This is a genomic window from Zhongshania borealis, from assembly GCF_039539625.1.
In the GTDB taxonomy this organism is placed as follows: Bacteria; Pseudomonadota; Gammaproteobacteria; order Pseudomonadales; family Spongiibacteraceae; genus Spongiibacter; species Spongiibacter borealis.
In genome coordinates, this window is sequence record NZ_BAABDM010000005.1 from 60,231 (window position 1) to 78,554 (window position 18,324).

The following is an 18,324-nucleotide window of genomic DNA, read 5'->3' on the forward strand; positions in this document are numbered from 1 at the left end:
CTTGGAACCTAGCTTAAATCGCTGCCATGATTATGATCTTTTTGCGGTATTAAAATGAAGTATTTAATCACCGGCGGCGCCGGATTTATTGGCAGTGCGGTGGTTAGGCATATTTTGGCAGACACCGATGCTGCCGTGGTCAATGTCGATATACTCACCTATGCCGGTAATTTAGAGTCTATCCCTGTAGAGCTTCAAGGCGAGCGCTATGCGTTTGCCCAAATTAATATTTGCGATTTGGCAGCCTTGAATAAGGTCTTTGCCGAGCATCAACCTGATGTAGTAATGCATCTGGCCGCCGAGAGTCATGTCGACCGCTCTATTGATGCCCCTGGGGTCTTTATTCAAACGAATGTGGTTGGCACCTATACCATGTTGGAAGCCGCGCGGGCATATTGGCAGGACTTGAGTGGCGACAAAAAAGCGGGTTTTCGTTTTCACCACATCTCTACTGACGAAGTCTATGGCGACCTGCATGGCACCGCGGATCTGTTTACGGAAACCACGTCTTATGAGCCAAGTTCGCCTTATTCGGCCAGTAAAGCCAGTTCCGACCACTTAGTTAGGGCTTGGGGGCGCACTTTTGGTCTGCCGATAATTGTGACTAACTGCGCCAATAATTATGGTCCTTACCATTTCCCTGAAAAACTCATCCCTCATTGCATTCTCAGCGCCTTGCATGGCAAGCCGTTGCCAGTTTACGGCGATGGTAAGCAGATTCGTGACTGGCTTTATGTGGAGGATCACACTCGCGCTCTATTCAAAGTGGTGAGTGAGGGGAGGCTCGGTGAGACCTATAATATCGGTGGCTATAATGAAAAGCGCAATATTGAGGTGGTGGAAACCATCTGCGAATTGTTGGAAGAGCTGGCCCCGGAAAACGCCAACTCACGCGCGAATGGCAAAGGCTTTAAAGACCTCATTACCTTTGTAAAAGACCGCCCTGGTCATGATGTGCGCTACGCGATTGACGCCAGTAAAATTCGGCGCGAATTAGCTTGGGTGCCACAAGAGACGTTTGAAACGGGTATCCGCAAAACCGTGCAGTGGTATTTAGATAACCCGCTATGGTGGCAGCGTGTATTGTCAGGTGATTATAGGCTCAAGCGTTTTGGCTTAAAGGAAAATTCAGTTTAATTTCGCTTAAGAGATGCAAAGCTATATTCATAGTGAGCGGGGATAGCTAGGTGATATTGAGAGAGCTATGAATATTATTCAATCCAAGCTTCAAGACTGTTTTATCATTGAACCAAAAGTCTTTGTTGATCAGCGGGGCTTCTTTTTAGAAACCTTTCAGGCTGATCGTTACCGTGCCTTGGCGGGTATTGATTTGCCCTTTGTGCAGGACAATCATTCCCGCTCAGCCAAAGGCGTGCTGCGTGGCTTGCACTTCCAAAAAACCAAGCCCCAGGGCAAATTGGTACGGGTGGTCAGTGGTGAAGTATATGATGTTGCCGTGGATATCCGGCCAGGCTCGCCGAGTTTTGGTTTGTGGGAAGGTGTTATTCTCTCAGAAGAAAACAAGCGCCAGCTTTGGTTGCCGCCGGGTTTTGCTCACGGCTTTTTAGTGCTTAGTGACATTGCAGATTTTGAATACAAATGCACAGACTACTATGATCCAAGCGATGAGGGCTGTTTGATTTGGAATGATCCGGTCGTGGCGATTAGCTGGCCACATGACAATCCTACCTTGTCGGACAAAGATAGTAAGGCGCCGACCTTTGCCGAGTTGTTTGAGAAATGAGCGGGCAGCCAATCATACGAGAAGAGATGCACCTGCTGGTCACGGGCGCAAATGGCCAGTTGGGGCAATGCTTGGCAGATCAACTTGTGGCTCAGGTAATTCCTCACACCTTGTTGAGCCGTCAAGACGCCGATATCAACGATACCGTCGTGCTAGAAAGGATCATTGCCGACAAGGCTGTTACCGCGATTATCAACGCGGCCGCCTATACGGCAGTGGATAAGGCGGAGTCTGAGCCTGAATTGGCGCAGCGGGTAAATGTCGATGGGCCGGCTGCATTGGCTAAGCTCAGCGCCCGTTTTGATATTCCGTTACTGCATGTCTCGACGGATTATGTGTTCGACGGCAATCAACAAAGACCGTATGTTGAGACCGATGCAGCGGTGCCAGTGGGCGTATATGGCCAAACTAAACTCGACGGTGAATTGGCGATTCAGCGTCATGCAACTAAGTACATTATTCTGCGCACCGCTTGGGTATTTGGCGAATACGGTAATAACTTTCTTAAGACGATGCTGCGTTTAGGAAAAGAGCGCGACACATTAGGTGTCGTTGCCGACCAAATCGGCTGCCCGACCTACGCGGGTGATATTGCCAAGGCCTTGATTACGATCGCGCGACAGTTGCATGACGGTGACGGCGAGGATAATGCAAAGTACGGTGTATATCACTATGTAGGTGACGAAGCGGTAAGCTGGCATGGCTTTGCGGTGGCGATATTTGCAGAAGCCAATCGTATGGGGGTGCTAGCAAAAGTGCCGATAGTCAATGCGATCACTACTGAGGCTTATCCCGCCCCGGCTAAGCGACCGGGGGTTTCCGTGTTGAGTACAGCTAAAATTACGGAAGATTATGGTTTGGGTGCAAGCAAATGGCGGGTTGCACTACTTTGTATCCTAGTCAGTTGTCTGTGAACTGCTCCTGATTAGGCGTTTTCGGTCGGTTTTATAACGAATGCGAGTGGCTTGATTTTTCTCTGTTGCTGGGGTTCGCTTTCTTCAATTTTGTATGTGAGTATTGCTGATTACTAGCTCTATGTGGACTGTTGCGTAATGTAGGTCTTGTAATCTGAGGGATGGTGGGTGCCAAGGTTGGCTTTCGTTATGTATTTATAATGAGTTTGAATTAGTGGAAAGTCATTTTTAGTTGTTGTATTTACGGCGCTACGGAAGGGTTAAGAGGTTTTTGTGATTAAATTATATTACATGAAGGGCGGTAATAATTTTGGGGATATCCTTTCTAAAGATATTGTCGCCAAAGTGTCTGGGCAGGACGTAGTGCATGCGAAAGCTTACAGGGCGGATATTATTTCGACGGGAAGCCTTCTCGGTAAAGTTCAGAATACTAAGTTAAGGCGAGCTTTTTTTAGAATGTTAAAGCCGACTTATGTGTGGGGGACAGGAATTATTTCTGATGGGGGAAGCGTTTCCAAAAATAATCTTGTGATCTGTGCTTTGAGAGGTAGACTGTCGTTTGGGCGCTTTGACCTGAATTCCGATGTTGCGTTAGGTGACCCTGCGTTGTTATGTAGCAAGTTATTCCCCTACAAAAAAGATAAGAAAGCAGGGAAGTTTTTAGTGACACCTCACTTGCATGATAAAGAGTGCGAAGCTTGGATAGATAGGATTGAAAAGTTGTTAGGGGAGGAGGTCGAGGTTTGTAATTTGTCGCAGGACGTTGATTACATATTAGAAAAAATAGCAAATGCTAAAGGGGTGATTACCAGTGCTATGCATCCACTTATTGTGGCGCACAGCTACCGAACCCCTGTTGTTTGGGTGGATGTGGGAAGTGTTGTTATATTGGGTGGAAATTATAAGTTTGAAGATTATTATTCTGTATTAGATATTCCTTTGCAGAAAATAACAAAGGATGACTTGTTGGAAGGGATGGTAAGTAAAGAAAATATTGAAGATCAGCTAGAAAAATCTTATGTCGGATTAGAGCGTCTACGTTCTCTTCAAGATGGGTTGATTGCGAGTTTTCCAGATTCGTTGCGAAAAAAGTAGTTAGATATTTATTTTAAGAAAAATTTTAATGTAGCGCCTCAGTTATTTCGTGGCGCTGCGGGTGAGGTGGCGGGTAGCAGGCTGGCAACTGTCAAAGGATAAGTAACTTGGTTACGTTGTGTTGAATTTCAGGCGTGTAGGGTTTGAACGTATCAGGTTTCATTAATTATGGTCGTCAGCATGTCGTCTTTTGCTCCGTTTTTAAGTGAACCGCCTCATACTGTAGGCCGAGCAAAGGACTAATTGTAAAGCTCTACATAAGCACCTCTCTAGAGGCTGCCAGTCGGATAATAATATAAGCGTCTTATTGAAATGGCTGCGCGATTGGTTAATGTGGTTTTTCGTCCAGCTGTAACATCGATGCAAAGTCATGTCCTTCATTGGCGGTTAAATTAAGACTCATCGATAGATCGGGTGCGCTGGGTTGGAAAATTTCGGGGAAATTTGCTCAGATTGTAAAGGCAATTTCATTTCGTGGATTAATATTCATTCCGTATCATTTCGTAAGTAATGCGGCATTTTCCGCCCAATACCTACAGAAATCACTAGCAATCTGTATAATTGCACGCCTAATTTCTTCCTGATAAATGTGCTTAGACGATGGCTGTTATTACGGTCATTCTGCATTTATCCCTATCTATTTGAGTTTCATATGTTATTAGTTTCGAAAAGAGAAGACTGGCTGGGTAACGTCCGTGGCGACGTTTTGGCCGGTTTGGTGGTGGCGCTTGCGCTGATCCCTGAGGCGATCGCCTTTTCTATTATTGCTGGGGTCGACCCAAAGGTCGGCCTGTACGCGTCTTTCTGTATCGCCGTGGTCACCTCCTTAGTGGGTGGGCGACCAGGAATGATTTCGGCGGCAACCGGCGCTATGGCGCTGCTGATGGTAACCTTGGTAAAAGACCACGGTTTACAGTATTTGTTGGCGGCGACCCTCCTTACTGGCGGTCTGCAAATTGTCGCGGGCTATTTCAAACTCGGCCAATTAATGAGTTTTGTTTCGCGCTCAGTGGTGACGGGGTTTGTTAATGCCTTGGCGATATTGATTTTTATGGCCCAGCTGCCAGAGCTTACTAATGTTACTTGGCATGTTTATGCAATGACGGCGGCAGGTCTTGGCGTTATCTATTTGTTCCCTCTGTTGCCGGTGGTGGGTAAGGTAATCCCTTCGCCATTGGTGTGTATCTTGAGTTTGACTGCGTTCAGCATGTTGGTGGGCTTGGATATTCGTACCGTTGGTGACATGGGTGAGCTTCCCGATACCTTGCCATTGTTCCTATGGCCAGAAGTGCCCTTGAATATGGAAACACTGGCAATCATCTTCCCTTATTCGGCTGCGATGGCGATCGTGGGTTTGTTGGAATCGCTGATGACGGCGACGATTGTTGACGACCTAACGGATACCGGCAGCGACAAAAATCGCGAATGTAAGGGCCAGGGCATTGCCAATATCTTCTCAGGCTTATTAGGCGGTATGGCGGGTTGTGCAATGATCGGCCAGTCGGTGATTAATGTTAAGTCGGGCGGTCGTGGGCGTTTATCTACGATGGTAGCCGGCGTGATGCTGTTGACCATGGTGGTGTTCTTGAGTGACCTAGTGTCTATTATCCCAATGGCGGCCTTGGTTGCAGTGATGATTATGGTTTCCATCGGCACTTTTAATTGGGGTTCGGTGCGCAATATTAAATCGAATCCGCTGTCGAGCAATGTCGTGATGATTGCGACCGTAGCCGTAGTGGTATGGACGCATAACCTCGCGTTTGGTGTCTTTGTTGGGGTCTTGTTGGCGGCATTGTTCTTCGCCAACAAAGTTAGTCATTTTATGTATGTCGACAGCCAGTTAGATGAAGACACCGGCGCGCGCTACTATCGAGTGATTGGTCAGGTGTTCTTTAACTCAGCGGATAAGTTCGTCGCGTTTTTCGATTTTAAAGAAGCCAATGAGAAGGTGATTATTGATCTCAGTCGCGCCCATTTTTGGGATGTGTCTGCCGTTGCAGCACTGGATAAAGTCGTGCTGAAGTTTCGTCGTGAAGGTGCAGATGTTCAGCTAATTGGTTTGAATGACGCTACCGAGACCATCGTCGACCGTTTTGGGGTCCATGATAAGCCGGAAGAAATTGAAAAAGTTCTTGGAGGGCACTAATGAATAATAATTACATTTTGGGGTGCATTGACGGCGCAAGCCTGACAACCGCCGTGTGCGATTACGCGGCTTGGCTAGCAGGAAAAACCGGCGCGCCGGTAAAGCTTTTGCACAATATTGAGCATCGCCCGCAAGCCCCGCTCTCGGATCTCAGCGGTAGTCTTGGTCTTGGCAGCCAAGAAGAATTGCTTGAGGAGCTTATTAAAGTTGAACAGCATCGTAGCCGCCTATTGCTGGAAAAGGGCAAGTTGATGCTCGATGCCGCACGGCAGCGAGTAGAAGCTGGAGGCGTGGCCGACATTGAGGTTTGGCAGCGTAATGGCAGTCTGCAGGAAACGCTAATCGAGCAGGAGCAAGATATTCGTGTTCTTGTTATGGGAGTGCGTGGTGAAGAGCATCGAGACGGTCAGCTTGGTGCCCATCTTGAAACAGTAATCCGCTCGCTGCACAAGCCGGTGTTAGTCGTAAACAAGGCTTTTTCAACGCCGCAAAAAATCATGCTTGCTTACGATGGGCAAGAGGCTTCACGCAAGGCCTTGGAAATGGTGGTGTCGAGCCCGGCACTGCGCGATATCCCTTGCCATTTAGTGTATGTGGGTGACGATCAGGGCGCAGAAGCCATACTGGCTGAAGCGTCGACGAGTTTGGAGCGCGGCGCGGTTGCGCATCAGCTTGTACACTTGCCTAAAGGCCGCAGTGACGAACAGTTATGCCAATACCAAGCTGAACAAGGTATTGATTTAACGGTGATGGGCGCCTACAGCCACCATCCCTTGCGAGGCATGTTGCTGGGTAGTTTTACTGCGAAAATGCTACAGAAAACACAGCAGCCGTTATTGTTGCTACGTTAAGTAGGACGCGTCGCTACCTTCGGGTAGTGACGCTGCAGACGGTACTAGGATTAGTGGCTGGATCGCTATCTATTGAATCCAACCGGGTTTACGCTTTTCTAAAAATGCAGTAAGCCCTTCCTTGCCTTCAGCGGAGCCGCGGGTGTGGGCAATGCGTTGGCTGGTATCGGCAATCATCTCAGCATTAATTTCGCCATCGGCGACATCTAACACAAGGCGTTTGGCTTCGGCGACAGCTTGGGGGCCATTGCGAAGTAAGCCCTTGATCAGTTTTTCTACGCTAGCATCGAGCTCATCACTTTCAACTAACTCCGAAACCAATCCCAACTTAAATGCGGTATCCGCACTGATTACCTCGGCGGTGGTGAAGTAGCGGCGTGCTGCCCGCTGACCAATTGCGCGGACCACGTAGGGACCGATTGTCGCTGGCATTAAACCGACTTTTACCTCGCTGAGGCAAAATACGGATTCCGGCGTTGCGACCGCCATATCACAGCAGGCAACCAAACCAACACCGCCGCCGTAGGCTGGGCCTTGGACGCGCGCGATAGTGGGTTTGGGTAAATAGTTAAGAGTGCGCAGCATCTCTGCCAGCGTATTCGCGTCGCGAAGGTTTTCCTCGTAATTGTATCCAGCCATTCTGCGCATCCAGTTCAGGTCACCACCGGCGCAAAAGCTCTTACCGTTTGCGGCCAAGACGAGGATACGTACTGCAGGGTCCTCGCCGGCCTGCCTAAAAGCGCTGGTTAATGCTGCAATAATTGTGTCGTCGAAGGCATTATGAATGTCGGGTCGGTCCAGTGTGATGGTGGCAACGCCATTGCTCTGTAATTGGTATTGAATTGATTGCGCGTCAGTCATCAGGGCTTCCTGTTGGCAGTTGGAATATACGGGCTAATTATACGGATTTTTCGGCGATATAGCCGGTAGTAACGCGAATCTTACGCTAGGCTTATTCGAGTTTATAATTTTGTTCGCTGGAAATACCGCGTCAGGTGTTCGCCTGAGAATGCCTTGTCGATAGTTTAAATAGCAATGCATTGTGGCGAGCTGGTCGCTTGGCGTAAAAGCGCTACGAATGATGTTACTTTTGAGGGTGTGTGGGGTGTTTTGTTGTTCGGGAAATACGCTTGTTGATCCGTCTAGGGGGAGGGGGCATGATTGCAATGGTAACGGCTAACATAGATTCTTTGTAATTTAATTACAGAAACTCTATGTTTTGCCTGCTTATTTGTGCATAATATTTAACTAAGCTAATTAACTGTCGGTAAAGCTAGATTGCCTGCTCGTTAATGCCTATTCAGCGAGGAATAATAACGTGGTTCATGAAGTCATAAGCAAAGTTACACAAAGAGTGGTCGATCGTAGTGTCGATAGCCGTCGGGCATACTTAGAAAAAATTCGTCATGCCCATCGTCCTGGTGTGTCGCGCGCCCGCTTGTCTTGCGGTAATTTGGCGCATGGTTTCGCGGCATCCGATGCTCATGATAAGTCTGCCCTAGCCGTTGATCGCGCGGCAAACTTCGCTATTGTGTCTTCTTATAACGACATGCTGTCGGCTCATCAGCCCTTTCAAGATTATCCTGCGCAGATTAAAGAAGCCGCTCGGGCGATTGGCGCTGTGGCGCAGTTTGCTGGCGGCGTACCCGCAATGTGCGACGGTGTCACACAGGGCCGCGAGGGCATGGAGTTATCGCTATTTAGCCGCGATAACATTGCCATGGCAACGGGTGTTGCGCTTTCCCACGATATGTTTGACGGCGTTTTATGCCTGGGTGTTTGCGACAAAATAGTTCCAGGTTTGGCGATAGGCGCACTGGCCTTCGGACACTTGCCCTGCATATTTGTACCCGCCGGCCCGATGGAGTCAGGCCTGCCAAACGCTGAGAAAGCCCGTATTCGTCAGCTTTACGCTGAAGGTAAAGTTGGCCGCAAAGAATTGCTGAAGGCCGAAAGCGAGTCTTACCACAGTGCTGGCACCTGCACCTTTTATGGTACTGCCAATAGTAATCAAATGTTGATGGAAATAATGGGTATGCAGTTACCGGGCAGCTCTTTCATTAATCCAGGTACGGCTATGCGCGAGGCGATGACGCGCAAGTCTGTTGCGACCCTAAATCAATTGTCGCCGCTGTCGGCCGATTATATGCCCCTTGGCGAAATGATAGATGAAAAAAGTATTGTTAACGGCATTATTGGCTTGTTAGCGACAGGTGGTTCAACCAATCACACTATTCATTTGGTCGCTATCGCACGCGCTGCTGGTGTGATTATTAATTGGCAAGATATGGCTGAGCTCTCCGAGGTTGTGCCACTGTTGTGCCGGATTTACCCGAATGGTTTGGCGGATGTAAATCACTTCCAAGCCGCGGGCGGTATGCCGCTATTAATAAAAGAACTTTTGGATAATGGCTTGCTGCACAACGACGTGAATACGGTTGCTGGCAAGGGCGGCCTGCGCCGCTATTGTGATGAACCCTTCCTAAGTGAAAGTGGCGAATTAGTATGGCAGCAAGGTCCAACGACCAGTCTCGACTCGGACGTTATTGCTAACTGCGAGCAGCCCTTTAGCAAAGAAGGTGGGTTGCGGCTACTGCAGGGGAATCTCGGTCGCTCCGTTATAAAAATTTCAGCGGTAAAGCCCGAGTATCGCGTGATACAGGCACCGGCGATTATTTTTAACGATCAGGATGAGATTAAAGCGCGTTTCGATTCTGGTGAGCTTAATCGCGACTTTATTGCTGTTGTGCGCTTTCAAGGACCTAAAGCTAACGGTATGCCTGAGCTGCACAAGCTGACGCCATTGCTTGGTGTGCTGCAAGACCGCGGCTTTAAAGTTGCCCTTGTTACGGACGGTCGGATGTCCGGCGCGTCAGGGAAGGTGCCTGCGGCAATTCACTTAATCCCAGAAGCCCTTGATGGTGGGCCAATTGCACGTTTGCAAGATGGCGACATGATTGAGTTTGACGCCGAACGGAGTGTGTTGCGGGTGCTGGATTCAGCCGCGCTCGCGCGCGATCCAGCGCAGTACACTGGCGGCCATGAGCAGGGTATGGGCCGTGAGATGTTTGCTTGCTTTAGACGATCCGTTAGCGATGCGGAAAGTGGTGCCTCGGTAATCTAATTAAAGTAATGGCCCCGATTTAGTGGGGGAAATAAAAATTCAATTATTGGCTGTTTCTTGCGCGTTGGGGAATGGCCTTAGCTATATTAGGAAGCGGTATGACTGAGCCCTTTGATATTGTCATTTTTGGCGGTGCTGGCGACCTTGCGTTTCGCAAGATCATTCCCGCACTCTATCGCAGTTATTGCGAGGAAAAATTACCGGCAAGCTCGAGAGTAATAGCCTGTTGTCGAAATGAGCAGGAGAAGTCTGCATATCTTCCAAATGTCGACAAAGCCTTGCAAGAACATTTGGCGGAGGGTGAATACAAGGCAGAAGCTGCGACAGCTTTCGCCGAACACGTATACCCAGTTGACCTTGATATTGCCGAGTCGGGCGAGCGTTGGCAGGCAATCGCTGATTTACTCAACGAATACAGTCAGCGTGTGCGAGTTTATTACCTTGCGATCCCGCCAGCGATATTCGGCGTTTGTTGCCAGCATTTATCCAAATACAATTTGGTCAACGAAAACAGCCGAGTGGTGGTTGAAAAACCCTTGGGCTATAACGCTGCAAGCGCCAATGCGATAAATGAGGAAATTGCCCGTTATTTTGATGAATCGGCGATTTATCGGATTGATCATTACCTAGGCAAAGAAACCGTTCAGAATCTAATGGCGCTGCGTTTTACCAACGTCATCTTTGAGCAGTTGTGGGATGCGAAATCCATTGATCATGTGCAAATTAGTATTTCTGAAACTGTTGGTTTAGAAGGCCGTGCAGGCTTTTATAACGAAGCTGGTGCGCTGCGCGATATGGTGCAGAATCATCTTTTGCAGCTGTTGTGCTTGGTGGCGATGGAGTCACCGCACAAGATGAATGCCAACAGCATTCGCGCTGAGAAGGTGAAAGTGCTGGAATCATTGCGGCCGATGAGTGGCGACGAAGTAAAGCGTCATACCGTGAGAGGTCAGTATGTCGCCGGCAATCACAAAGGAAGCTTGGTTCCCGGTTACCTTGAAGAGTTGGATGAAGCGCAAAGCAATACTGAAACCTTTGTAGCCCTGCGTGCTTACATTGATAACTGGCGCTGGGCGCGAGTGCCGTTTTATTTACGGACCGGCAAGCGCATGAAACAGCGTTGCGCGGAAATCGTTATTCAATATAAAGAAGTGTCCCACCGAGTCTACGATCGTGACGCTGGGAACTTGGCTCCAAACCGCTTAGTAATTCGTTTGCAGCCTGAAGAAAGTATTCAGTTAACGATGATGGCCAAAGATCTCGATACTTTGGATATGCGTCTGCAGCCGGCAAACTTAAATTTGAATTTTTCAGACACGTATAAGCAATTTAAAAGCGATGCCTATAAGCGTTTAATTCTCGACGCCGTATCTGCCAACTCCAGCCTGTTTATTCATCGTGATGAGGTGGCACATGCGTGGGCGTGGATCGATCCCATTATTGATGCGTGGCAAACCGGTGGGCAGGAGCCGCATTTATACCGCGCGGGAACCTGGGGGCCTGAGGAATCTGATGAGTTATTGGCCGAGGACGGTTTTAAATGGTTTAACGCTGGGGAGCAGCGCTAATGTCACCGACAGAAATCTTTTTTGAGAATCGAGTCGATTTGGTGGCGGCGCTGGTTGATCAAATTAGCAAGCTGTTAAGCGATGCCATTGCTGAGCGTGGGCAGGCGAGTTTTTTGGTTTCCGGCGGAAGCAGTCCGCTCGCGGTATATGAGGCGCTTGCTGAGCGCGAGCTCGATTGGTCTAAGGTTGTTGTCGCCCTTGTTGACGAGCGATGGGTCTCGCTCGATCACGCAGCAAGCAACGAGGCTTTTATTCGTCGGCATCTTTTGCGCGCTCGTGCAGCGGCCGCCAAATTTATCGCGATGAAAACCGATGAGCCCTCGGCCGCGTTGGGGCTCGCCAATTGTGAAGCGCGCTATGCGGATCTGCCGGGTCATGCTGATGTGTGCTTGTTAGGGATGGGGAGTGACGGCCATACCGCGTCTTTGTTCCCCAACGCTGTGGGTTTAGATGTGGCGATGTCGCTTGCGACAGCGGCACGTTGCGCGGCGATTCAAGCGCACCCAAGCGAGGTGACGGGGTCGCATACTGAGCGCATGACCTTAACGCAGTATTACCTAACTCAGGCACGGAAACGCATTTTACTTATTACCGGCGCTGACAAGCGCGACGTTTACAGTGCAGCAAAAACGAGTCAAGACTTTGGTGCTACACCAGTAAGCGCAATGTTGCAGGCAGAGCTGGACGTCTACTGGGCTCCTTGAAGTAGTCGCAATCCTTACCTGCGGTACTTTAGCTTTAAGCGTATTTAGGAATAACGCTTTATTTTCAAAACAATATATAGGGAAACAATAATGCGAAATTTAGATGAAATAATGACCATGTGCCCGGTGATTCCTGTCATTGTCATTGACCGAGCGGAAGACGCGGTACCCTTGGCGACAGCGCTTTATAACGGTGGCCTTAAAGTGCTTGAGGTAACTCTGAGAACTGAATTTGGTCTGGGTGCTATTAGCGCGATAAGCAAGGCATTGCCGGGTGCGGTAGTGGGTGCTGGGACGGTCATTACCGCCGAAGATGTGCGCAACGCAAAGGCAGCCGGTGCAGAATTTTTGGTAAGCCCTGGTTGCACGCCATCGTTGCTCGACGCAGCACAGGCTGAACAAATTCCCTTGTTGCCGGGTGTAAATAGCCCAAGCGAGGCGATGTTGCTGCTTGAGCGCGGCCAGCGTCACCTTAAGTTTTTCCCCGCCGAAGCGGCTGGCGGTGTGCCAATGTTAAAGTCAATACTCGGGCCCTTACCGCAGTTGCTGTTTTGTCCAACAGGCGGCGTAAATCCTGGCAATGCGATGGACTATTTAAGTCTGCCGAGCGTTGCGTGTGTGGGCGGAACGTGGATGTTGGATAAGGCCGCTATTGCCGCCGGCGACTGGCAAGAAATTGAGCGTTTATCGCGTTTGGCGGCGGACTTGGCGGTAAGCTAAGTTAGTTTTTGGTCGTTTTCGAGTTCTTGCCTTCTGGCGGGAGCTCGAGTTTGGTGCCATCGAGGCTGTGTTTAACTTTCTTAAGTTGAGCTTCAATCGTTGGCCCTTGCGCCAGCGCCAGCGCGGTGGCAATGATATCGATGATGGTCAGGATCATAATTCTGGTGGTCATCGGTACGTAAATCGTAGTGTCCTCAAGTTCATCACCCGACGTAATAGTGATATCGGCCAATTCAGCTAAGGGCGATTCTGGGTTGGTAATCACGATTAGTGTGGCCTGACTTTGCTTTACCAGTTCCGCGATTTCGATCATCGCCGAGGTCCGGCCGGTGACGGAAAATACTAAAAAGCAGTCTTTCGGGTTGGCGCCTGCGGCAGCCATGCGCATCATTAAGTGATCGTCGTAGGCAACCGTTGGAATGCCTAGGCGAAACAATTTGTGTTGTGCGTCTTGGGCGATGGCTGCAGCGCCACCCATGCCCGCAATAATGATCTGCCTCGCCTGGCTCATGGCCTTCACTGCCGCATCTACCGTGTGCACGTCGAGATGGCTGCGTAAATACTCTAATGCCGCTTGGTTAGCATTGATTCGCTTTTCAATAACCGTATGCGCTGAGTCTCCTTTGGATACCGATTCACTTATAAAGCTCGCTCGGTGTGCTAGAGCGGTCGCAAGTTGGACCTTGAATTCTGGGAAACTGTTGCACCCTAAGCTGCGGCAAAAGCGCGACACCATGGGGTCGCTGACGCCAGCACGCCGGGCAAGTTCAGCGGTTGGCATGTTAACCGCTTCATCTGGCGCGGCCAAAATCTCATCTGCAAGCTTGGCCTCAGCCTTGCTGAGCTGATCGCGCTGAACTTTGATTAGGTGCAGGATGTTCATTATCTGTATTCCGTTCTATGGCGGTCATTCGCCGCGACGATATTTTGGGGCCAAGCAGCGCAGCATTACCCGAAACTCCCATACTTTCAACAAGCTGGTGATATTCACGCCAAATTTCCAGGGGCACGCGGAGTATGTCTTGTAATTTTATTACATAATACTGTTTTAAGTATCTTTATAAAGTGCTATCTTGTAATTAAATAACACAACCATAGTAAGCAAGGGTAATGGCTATGAAGATTCGCGCTGCAATCAACGGATATGGCCGCATAGGTCGCAATATTCTCAGAGCGCTATATGAGTCGGGTTACAGTGACTCTATAGAGCTAATAGCAATTAATGACTTGGCTGATAACGCCATGAATGCCCACCTAACGCGATACGACTCAGTGCATGGTCGTTTCTCGGGCACTGTCGAAACTGAAGATAATGCCTTGATAGTGAATGGTGATCGGATTCGCACCTTCGCAGAACGGAATCCTGCGGATTTACCCTGGGCAGAATTGGGGATCGACGTGGTGTTTGAATGCACCGGTTTATTCACCTCTCGCGATAAAGCCTCGGCGCATTTAACGGCTGGTGCGAGCAAAGTGATTGTCTCTGCGCCGGGTAGTGGTGTCGATGCAACGGTGGTATTTGGTGTGAATCAACAAGTGCTGAATGAGCACAGCCAAGTCATTTCCAACGCATCCTGTACAACAAATTGTCTCGCTCCAGTTGCCAAAGTGCTAAACGATGGTCTTGGCATTGAGCAGGGATCAATGACGACTATTCATGCCTTTACAAATGATCAAAATCTACATGACGTTTATCACAGTGATGTCTATCGGGCTCGCGCAGCGGGTCAGTCGATGATTCCGTCAAAGACCGGTGCAGCGCAAGCGGTCGGTCTGGTGCTACCTGAGTTAGCAGGTAAATTAGATGGTATGGCGGTACGGGTGCCCACCATTAATGTGTCATTAGTTGATTTTAACTTTTTGGCAAGCCGCGACACGTCGGTGGCAGAAATAAATAGTCTTATCAAAGCGGCGGCAGACGGCCCGATGAGCGGTATCTTGGTTTACAACGAAGAGCCATTGGTGTCGATCGACTTTAATCACCAGCCAGCATCGTCAATATTCGACGCTGCGCAAACTAAAGTAAATGGTCGCATGGTGAAGGTCATGGCATGGTACGACAATGAGTGGGGCTTCTCTAACAGAATGCTCGATAATTGCTTGGCGCTTATGGCTGCCGCAAAACCCGCCGCAAATGGCGCAGGAAGTCACGCCGCATGATTCGTCGTACAAAGATTGTTGCCACCTTAGGGCCCGCCACTGACGGCGAGGGTGTACTCGAAAAATTGGTGCTCGCTGGCGCTAATGTCGTTCGCCTTAATTTCTCCCACGGCTGCGCCGACGACCATCGCCGTCGCGCCGAAGAAGTGCGCGCACTTGCTAAAAAGCACCGGCGCAGTGTTGCTGTTCTCGGCGATTTACAGGGGCCAAAAGTGCGCATCGCGCGTTTTGCCGATGGCCCAGTTGAGCTCGAAAACGGACATATCTTTTGCCTGGATGCGAGTCTGCCAAGTGATGGAGGCAGCGTCGAAGCCGTTGGCCTGGACTATACCAGTCTCCCTGATGAGGTTTCGATCGGTGATCGTTTACTGTTGGATGATGGCCGCTTAGTTTTAGAAGTTGAAGATAAAATTGCTTCTAAAATTGTTACTCGGGTCGTTGTCGGTGGCACCTTGTCGAACAACAAAGGGATTAATCTTGAGGGTGGTGGTCTAGCAGCAAGCGCACTTACTGAAAAAGATTTTGCCGACATACTTCTTGCCGCTGAAATAGACGTGGATTATCTTGCGGTATCGTTTGTACGTAGCCCTGACGACTTGCATCGCGCGCGCAAAGCACTTGTTGAGGCCGGTGGTAATGCCGGTATTGTTAGTAAAATTGAGCGCGCCGAGGCCGTTCAGGATCACGACTTATTGGACGACATCATTCGCGCCTCGGATGTAGTGATGGTTGCCCGTGGTGATCTCGGTGTTGAGATTGGTGATGCGGCATTGATTGGCGTGCAAAAGCATTTAATTAGCCGTAGTCGCGCGCTACAAAAAGTGGTGATCACCGCGACGCAGATGATGGAAAGCATGGTAGACAGTCCACTGCCAACCCGTGCTGAAGTGTTCGATGTTGCCAACGCCGTTCTCGATGGCACGGATGCCGTTATGCTTTCTGGTGAGACTGCCGCCGGGCGTTTTCCTGTTGAGGCGGTTGCCGCGATGGATCGTGTTATTCGCGGCGCAGAAAAACACCCTGATGCCCGCATGTCGTCTCACCGTCTTAATGAGAATTTTGTAGCCGCAGATGAATCGGTTGCGATGGCAGCGATGTATGTTGCCAACCACATGCAGGGGGTGGCTGCGATTATCAGCTTGACGGAAACCGGTAATACGCCATTGCTAATGAGCCGGATTTGTTCCGATACGCCGGTGTTTGCTTTTACGCCGAATGCAAAAACGGAAAGCCGCGTCGCCTTGTATCGTAATGTGATGCCGATAAGCTACCAGATTGCTGATGTGCCAGCGGAGAAAATGAACGAGAGCGTGGTTGCTGAATTGCAACGACGGGAATTTGTTGCCGAAGGCGATTGGGTGATTCTTTCAAAAGGAGATTACAACAACGTTCATGGCGGTACTAATACGCTTAAAATAGTGACTGTTGGTGGCCGTTTAGGGTAGTAAATTTTGTTCTGTTAGTAGTACCTTCCCAGGCTTTAAATCGCGCTTATAGCGCGATTTTTTTTGCATGAATTTATTGTGGAAATCGACGTGACTGCCCGCAAAAATTTAAAACTCAGGCATTTTACGCTGGTAGTTTCCTTCGAAAAATAAAGGTGATGTTATCAGCATGTCGGCCGTTGCCGTATTGCAGGCTACGGGTAAATTCCATACTGAGCACAGTCGTAGTAATGCCTTAACGTCAGGGTCGTGGGGTGCGGGATTAAGTGGGTCCCAAAAAAAGATCAAACAATCTAGCTCTCCCTCCGCGATTAAGGCGCCGATCTGTTGGTCGCCACCAAGCGGTCCACTTTGGAACCGTTTTACCTCAAGGGTTAATGCTTTTTGAAGCAGGCCACCCGTTGTTCCAGTGGCGACGAGTCGGTGTTTTTGGAGTTCGGCTTTGTGTTCGATAGCCCAGCGAATTAGCTCAGATTTTTTGTGATCATGGGCAACTAGTGCAAGAGTTTTTGTCATGCTTGGCCTCAGTTATGTTATTGGTTTTAAATTCTTCAGTGTGGTAAATAGCTAGTTAATATTATCATGCACCTTTAGCTTGAGGGTTGAAATTAACAATAATAGTGGGAATAAAAATCATTTTTTTTGAAGTACTGATATAAAAAAACCGCGAACCTAATTCGCGGTTTAATCTTTGATAATAATTTTGGGTTATCAGTTGCTGTGGCTGGTGTTCAGGGCAGAGAAGCGCACTTCAAAGTTGCCACCGCTGTTTTTGTCGGCCTGGGCGTAATTACCCGCCTTAAAATAGTAGGCATGATTGTTCCAGTCTGAGCTCATGCTACCGGAACCGAAGGTAACAGATTCGGTTACCGTCGTACCATTGTAGGTGACTGCTATCGTCATGGTGCCGTCGTCGAGCGTAATGACATAACTCCACTCATCGGTTCCCGGGATTAGGCCGAAATCAATGCTAAAGGGATTGCCGCTAGTGGGGTTCGCATTAACAATGGCGCGAATGTCCTTGGTGGGGCCGTCCCATTGCAGTTTGAGAAGCGCCTTGTCAGAATTTTTAGCGTGTATTTGTCCGACAACCGTTTGCGGATCTGCCGCGTAGTAATCGACGACTTTTAGAGTGCCGGAAAGAACATGAGTACCGCTCGGTGACCAATTCGCCGCGCCATCACCTTCGCAGGGGCTCCAGTCGTACAATTCACGTAACTCACTGCGCACATAACTTGATGAAATTGTAGACGCGCCACCGCTAAGTGGTGTTTCGAAAACCATTGTGCCATCGGAGCTAGTATAAAAATAATTACTGTCTTCGTAGCCATCATCTAATGGGTCGCCAGTGAAGCCTGAAACATTGCAATTTTCACCTGGGAGAATCTCTGCGGTGGAAGACCCGCCGCTACCAAAGTAGCTAGTCTTGCTTACGGGTAGCGTTAGCTTCCATTGGCTGAGATCAAAGTTCCCTGAGGGCGGGACTGTTGGGCTGCCCCCGGTGCGATCATCGTCCTTAGTTACACTAGATGCAGGATAGCTTGCAAATGTATCGTTCCTATCTGGCGTAGTGGGAAGGCTCTGTTGTTGGGCTTGCATGCAAGCTGTACTTACAAAGAGTAAGAATGTCGTTGTGAAGCCTTTTTCGAAATACTTCTTTTTCATGGTATGCCTAATGACGGTTGAGCGATGAACTATTGTTACAAATTGACTTGTCAAAATTTCAGATTCGTCTGCCATGAAATAACTACGTATATAGGAATTATTAGCACGGCTAGGTAGCGGTTGATCTAAATTATCTGAAATTTTGGTGCTCAGGTTTGTGGCGGAGCTTAATTACTAGGCTGGCATTT

General features: G+C 49.1%; 16 protein-coding genes. 12 read left to right on the forward strand and 4 right to left on the reverse strand.

Features of this window, described 5'->3' with window-relative positions:
• Positions 1-54: 54 nt before the first annotated feature.
• From rfbB to ABD836_RS13440, 6 genes are all read left to right on the forward strand, one after another.
• The gene (gene rfbB / locus ABD836_RS13415) at positions 55-1,137 is read left to right on the forward strand and encodes a dTDP-glucose 4,6-dehydratase (protein WP_344936779.1); all 1,083 of its coding nucleotides are present in this window, start codon (positions 55-57) and stop codon (positions 1,135-1,137) included.
• 67 nt (positions 1,138-1,204) lie between these two features.
• On the forward strand, positions 1,205-1,744 hold the full coding sequence (gene rfbC / locus ABD836_RS13420) for a dTDP-4-dehydrorhamnose 3,5-epimerase (protein WP_344936782.1): 540 nt from the start codon (positions 1,205-1,207) through the stop codon (positions 1,742-1,744).
• Positions 1,741-2,658: a dTDP-4-dehydrorhamnose reductase gene (gene rfbD / locus ABD836_RS13425; RefSeq protein ID WP_344936784.1), complete on the forward strand. Its 918-nt coding sequence runs from the start codon at positions 1,741-1,743 to the stop codon at positions 2,656-2,658. Before rfbC ends, rfbD begins: the two co-directional genes overlap by 4 nt.
• 273 nt (positions 2,659-2,931) lie before the next feature.
• Positions 2,932-3,753, forward strand: coding sequence for a polysaccharide pyruvyl transferase family protein (locus ABD836_RS13430; protein WP_344936787.1), 822 nt, complete (start codon positions 2,932-2,934; stop codon positions 3,751-3,753).
• A gap of 652 nt (positions 3,754-4,405) precedes the next feature.
• A complete protein-coding gene (locus ABD836_RS13435) occupies positions 4,406-5,899 on the forward strand; it encodes a SulP family inorganic anion transporter (protein ID WP_344936790.1) in 1,494 nt (497 codons plus the stop codon).
• A complete protein-coding gene (locus tag ABD836_RS13440; protein WP_344936793.1) occupies positions 5,899-6,750 on the forward strand; it encodes a universal stress protein in 852 nt (283 codons plus the stop codon). Before ABD836_RS13435 ends, ABD836_RS13440 begins: the two co-directional genes overlap by 1 nt.
• A gap of 69 nt (positions 6,751-6,819) precedes the next feature.
• On the opposite strand, the gene ABD836_RS13445 is transcribed toward ABD836_RS13440, so the two are convergent.
• Positions 6,820-7,611 carry an enoyl-CoA hydratase/isomerase family protein gene (locus ABD836_RS13445; RefSeq protein ID WP_344936795.1) on the reverse strand — a complete coding sequence of 264 codons (792 nt, stop codon included), beginning with the start codon at positions 7,609-7,611 and terminating at the stop codon, positions 6,820-6,822.
• Between the two features lie 457 nt (positions 7,612-8,068).
• Here ABD836_RS13445 and edd point away from each other — a divergent pair, with 457 nt between their 5' ends.
• The 4 genes from edd (at position 8,069) to ABD836_RS13465 (ending at position 12,866) form a co-directional block, all read left to right on the forward strand.
• Positions 8,069-9,874, forward strand: a complete 1,806-nt coding sequence (gene edd, locus ABD836_RS13450; protein ID WP_344936797.1) for a phosphogluconate dehydratase — start codon at positions 8,069-8,071, stop codon at positions 9,872-9,874.
• Positions 9,875-9,972: 98 nt separating this feature from the next.
• Positions 9,973-11,442, forward strand: coding sequence for a glucose-6-phosphate dehydrogenase (gene zwf, locus ABD836_RS13455; RefSeq protein WP_344936799.1), 1,470 nt, complete (start codon positions 9,973-9,975; stop codon positions 11,440-11,442).
• A complete protein-coding gene (pgl, locus tag ABD836_RS13460; RefSeq protein WP_344936801.1) occupies positions 11,442-12,146 on the forward strand; it encodes a 6-phosphogluconolactonase in 705 nt (234 codons plus the stop codon). The genes zwf and pgl overlap by 1 nt, the downstream gene beginning before the upstream one ends.
• 90 nt (positions 12,147-12,236) lie before the next feature.
• Positions 12,237-12,866 carry a bifunctional 4-hydroxy-2-oxoglutarate aldolase/2-dehydro-3-deoxy-phosphogluconate aldolase gene (locus tag ABD836_RS13465; protein WP_344936803.1) on the forward strand — a complete coding sequence of 210 codons (630 nt, stop codon included), beginning with the start codon at positions 12,237-12,239 and terminating at the stop codon, positions 12,864-12,866.
• A 1-nt stretch (position 12,867) separates the two neighbouring features.
• Here the strand turns inward: ABD836_RS13465 and ABD836_RS13470 are convergent, their stop codons facing one another.
• Positions 12,868-13,749 (reverse strand): SIS domain-containing protein, encoded by an 882-nt coding sequence (locus ABD836_RS13470; RefSeq protein ID WP_344936805.1) that lies wholly within the window; start codon positions 13,747-13,749, stop codon positions 12,868-12,870.
• A 233-nt stretch (positions 13,750-13,982) separates the two neighbouring features.
• Here ABD836_RS13470 and gap point away from each other — a divergent pair, with 233 nt between their 5' ends.
• Positions 13,983-15,026 carry a type I glyceraldehyde-3-phosphate dehydrogenase gene (gap, locus tag ABD836_RS13475; RefSeq protein WP_344936807.1) on the forward strand — a complete coding sequence of 348 codons (1,044 nt, stop codon included), beginning with the start codon at positions 13,983-13,985 and terminating at the stop codon, positions 15,024-15,026.
• Complete coding sequence (gene pyk / locus ABD836_RS13480; protein WP_344936809.1) at positions 15,023-16,471, forward strand: pyruvate kinase; 1,449 nt, start codon at positions 15,023-15,025, stop codon at positions 16,469-16,471. The genes gap and pyk overlap by 4 nt, the downstream gene beginning before the upstream one ends.
• A gap of 108 nt (positions 16,472-16,579) precedes the next feature.
• On the opposite strand, the gene ABD836_RS13485 is transcribed toward pyk, so the two are convergent.
• Together ABD836_RS13485 and ABD836_RS13490 are read right to left on the reverse strand one after the other, a co-directional pair.
• Complete coding sequence (locus ABD836_RS13485; protein ID WP_344936812.1) at positions 16,580-16,987, reverse strand: methylglyoxal synthase; 408 nt, start codon at positions 16,985-16,987, stop codon at positions 16,580-16,582.
• Positions 16,988-17,182: 195 nt separating this feature from the next.
• Positions 17,183-18,136 (reverse strand): polysaccharide lyase family 7 protein, encoded by a 954-nt coding sequence (locus tag ABD836_RS13490; RefSeq protein ID WP_344936816.1) that lies wholly within the window; start codon positions 18,134-18,136, stop codon positions 17,183-17,185.
• Positions 18,137-18,324 lie beyond the last annotated feature (188 nt).

Excerpts from the sequence above, each read along its gene's own strand:
- rfbC (WP_344936782.1), top strand. The coding sequence starts at position 1,205 with ATGAATATTATTCAATCCAAGCTTCAAGACTGTTTTATCATTGAACCA.
- gap (WP_344936807.1), top strand. The coding sequence starts at position 13,983 with ATGAAGATTCGCGCTGCAATCAACGGATATGGCCGCATAGGTCGCAAT.
- ABD836_RS13470 (WP_344936805.1), bottom strand. The coding sequence starts at position 13,749 with ATGAACATCCTGCACCTAATCAAAGTTCAGCGCGATCAGCTCAGCAAG.
- zwf (WP_344936799.1), top strand. The coding sequence starts at position 9,973 with ATGACTGAGCCCTTTGATATTGTCATTTTTGGCGGTGCTGGCGACCTT.
- ABD836_RS13435 (WP_344936790.1), top strand. The coding sequence starts at position 4,406 with ATGTTATTAGTTTCGAAAAGAGAAGACTGGCTGGGTAACGTCCGTGGC.
- pyk (WP_344936809.1), top strand. The coding sequence starts at position 15,023 with ATGATTCGTCGTACAAAGATTGTTGCCACCTTAGGGCCCGCCACTGAC.
- rfbD (WP_344936784.1), top strand. The coding sequence starts at position 1,741 with ATGAGCGGGCAGCCAATCATACGAGAAGAGATGCACCTGCTGGTCACG.
- ABD836_RS13445 (WP_344936795.1), bottom strand. The coding sequence starts at position 7,611 with ATGACTGACGCGCAATCAATTCAATACCAATTACAGAGCAATGGCGTT.
- rfbB (WP_344936779.1), top strand. The coding sequence starts at position 55 with ATGAAGTATTTAATCACCGGCGGCGCCGGATTTATTGGCAGTGCGGTG.
- ABD836_RS13485 (WP_344936812.1), bottom strand. The coding sequence starts at position 16,987 with ATGACAAAAACTCTTGCACTAGTTGCCCATGATCACAAAAAATCTGAG.
- ABD836_RS13465 (WP_344936803.1), top strand. The coding sequence starts at position 12,237 with ATGCGAAATTTAGATGAAATAATGACCATGTGCCCGGTGATTCCTGTC.
- ABD836_RS13440 (WP_344936793.1), top strand. The coding sequence starts at position 5,899 with ATGAATAATAATTACATTTTGGGGTGCATTGACGGCGCAAGCCTGACA.
- pgl (WP_344936801.1), top strand. The coding sequence starts at position 11,442 with ATGTCACCGACAGAAATCTTTTTTGAGAATCGAGTCGATTTGGTGGCG.
- ABD836_RS13490 (WP_344936816.1), bottom strand. The coding sequence starts at position 18,136 with ATGAAAAAGAAGTATTTCGAAAAAGGCTTCACAACGACATTCTTACTC.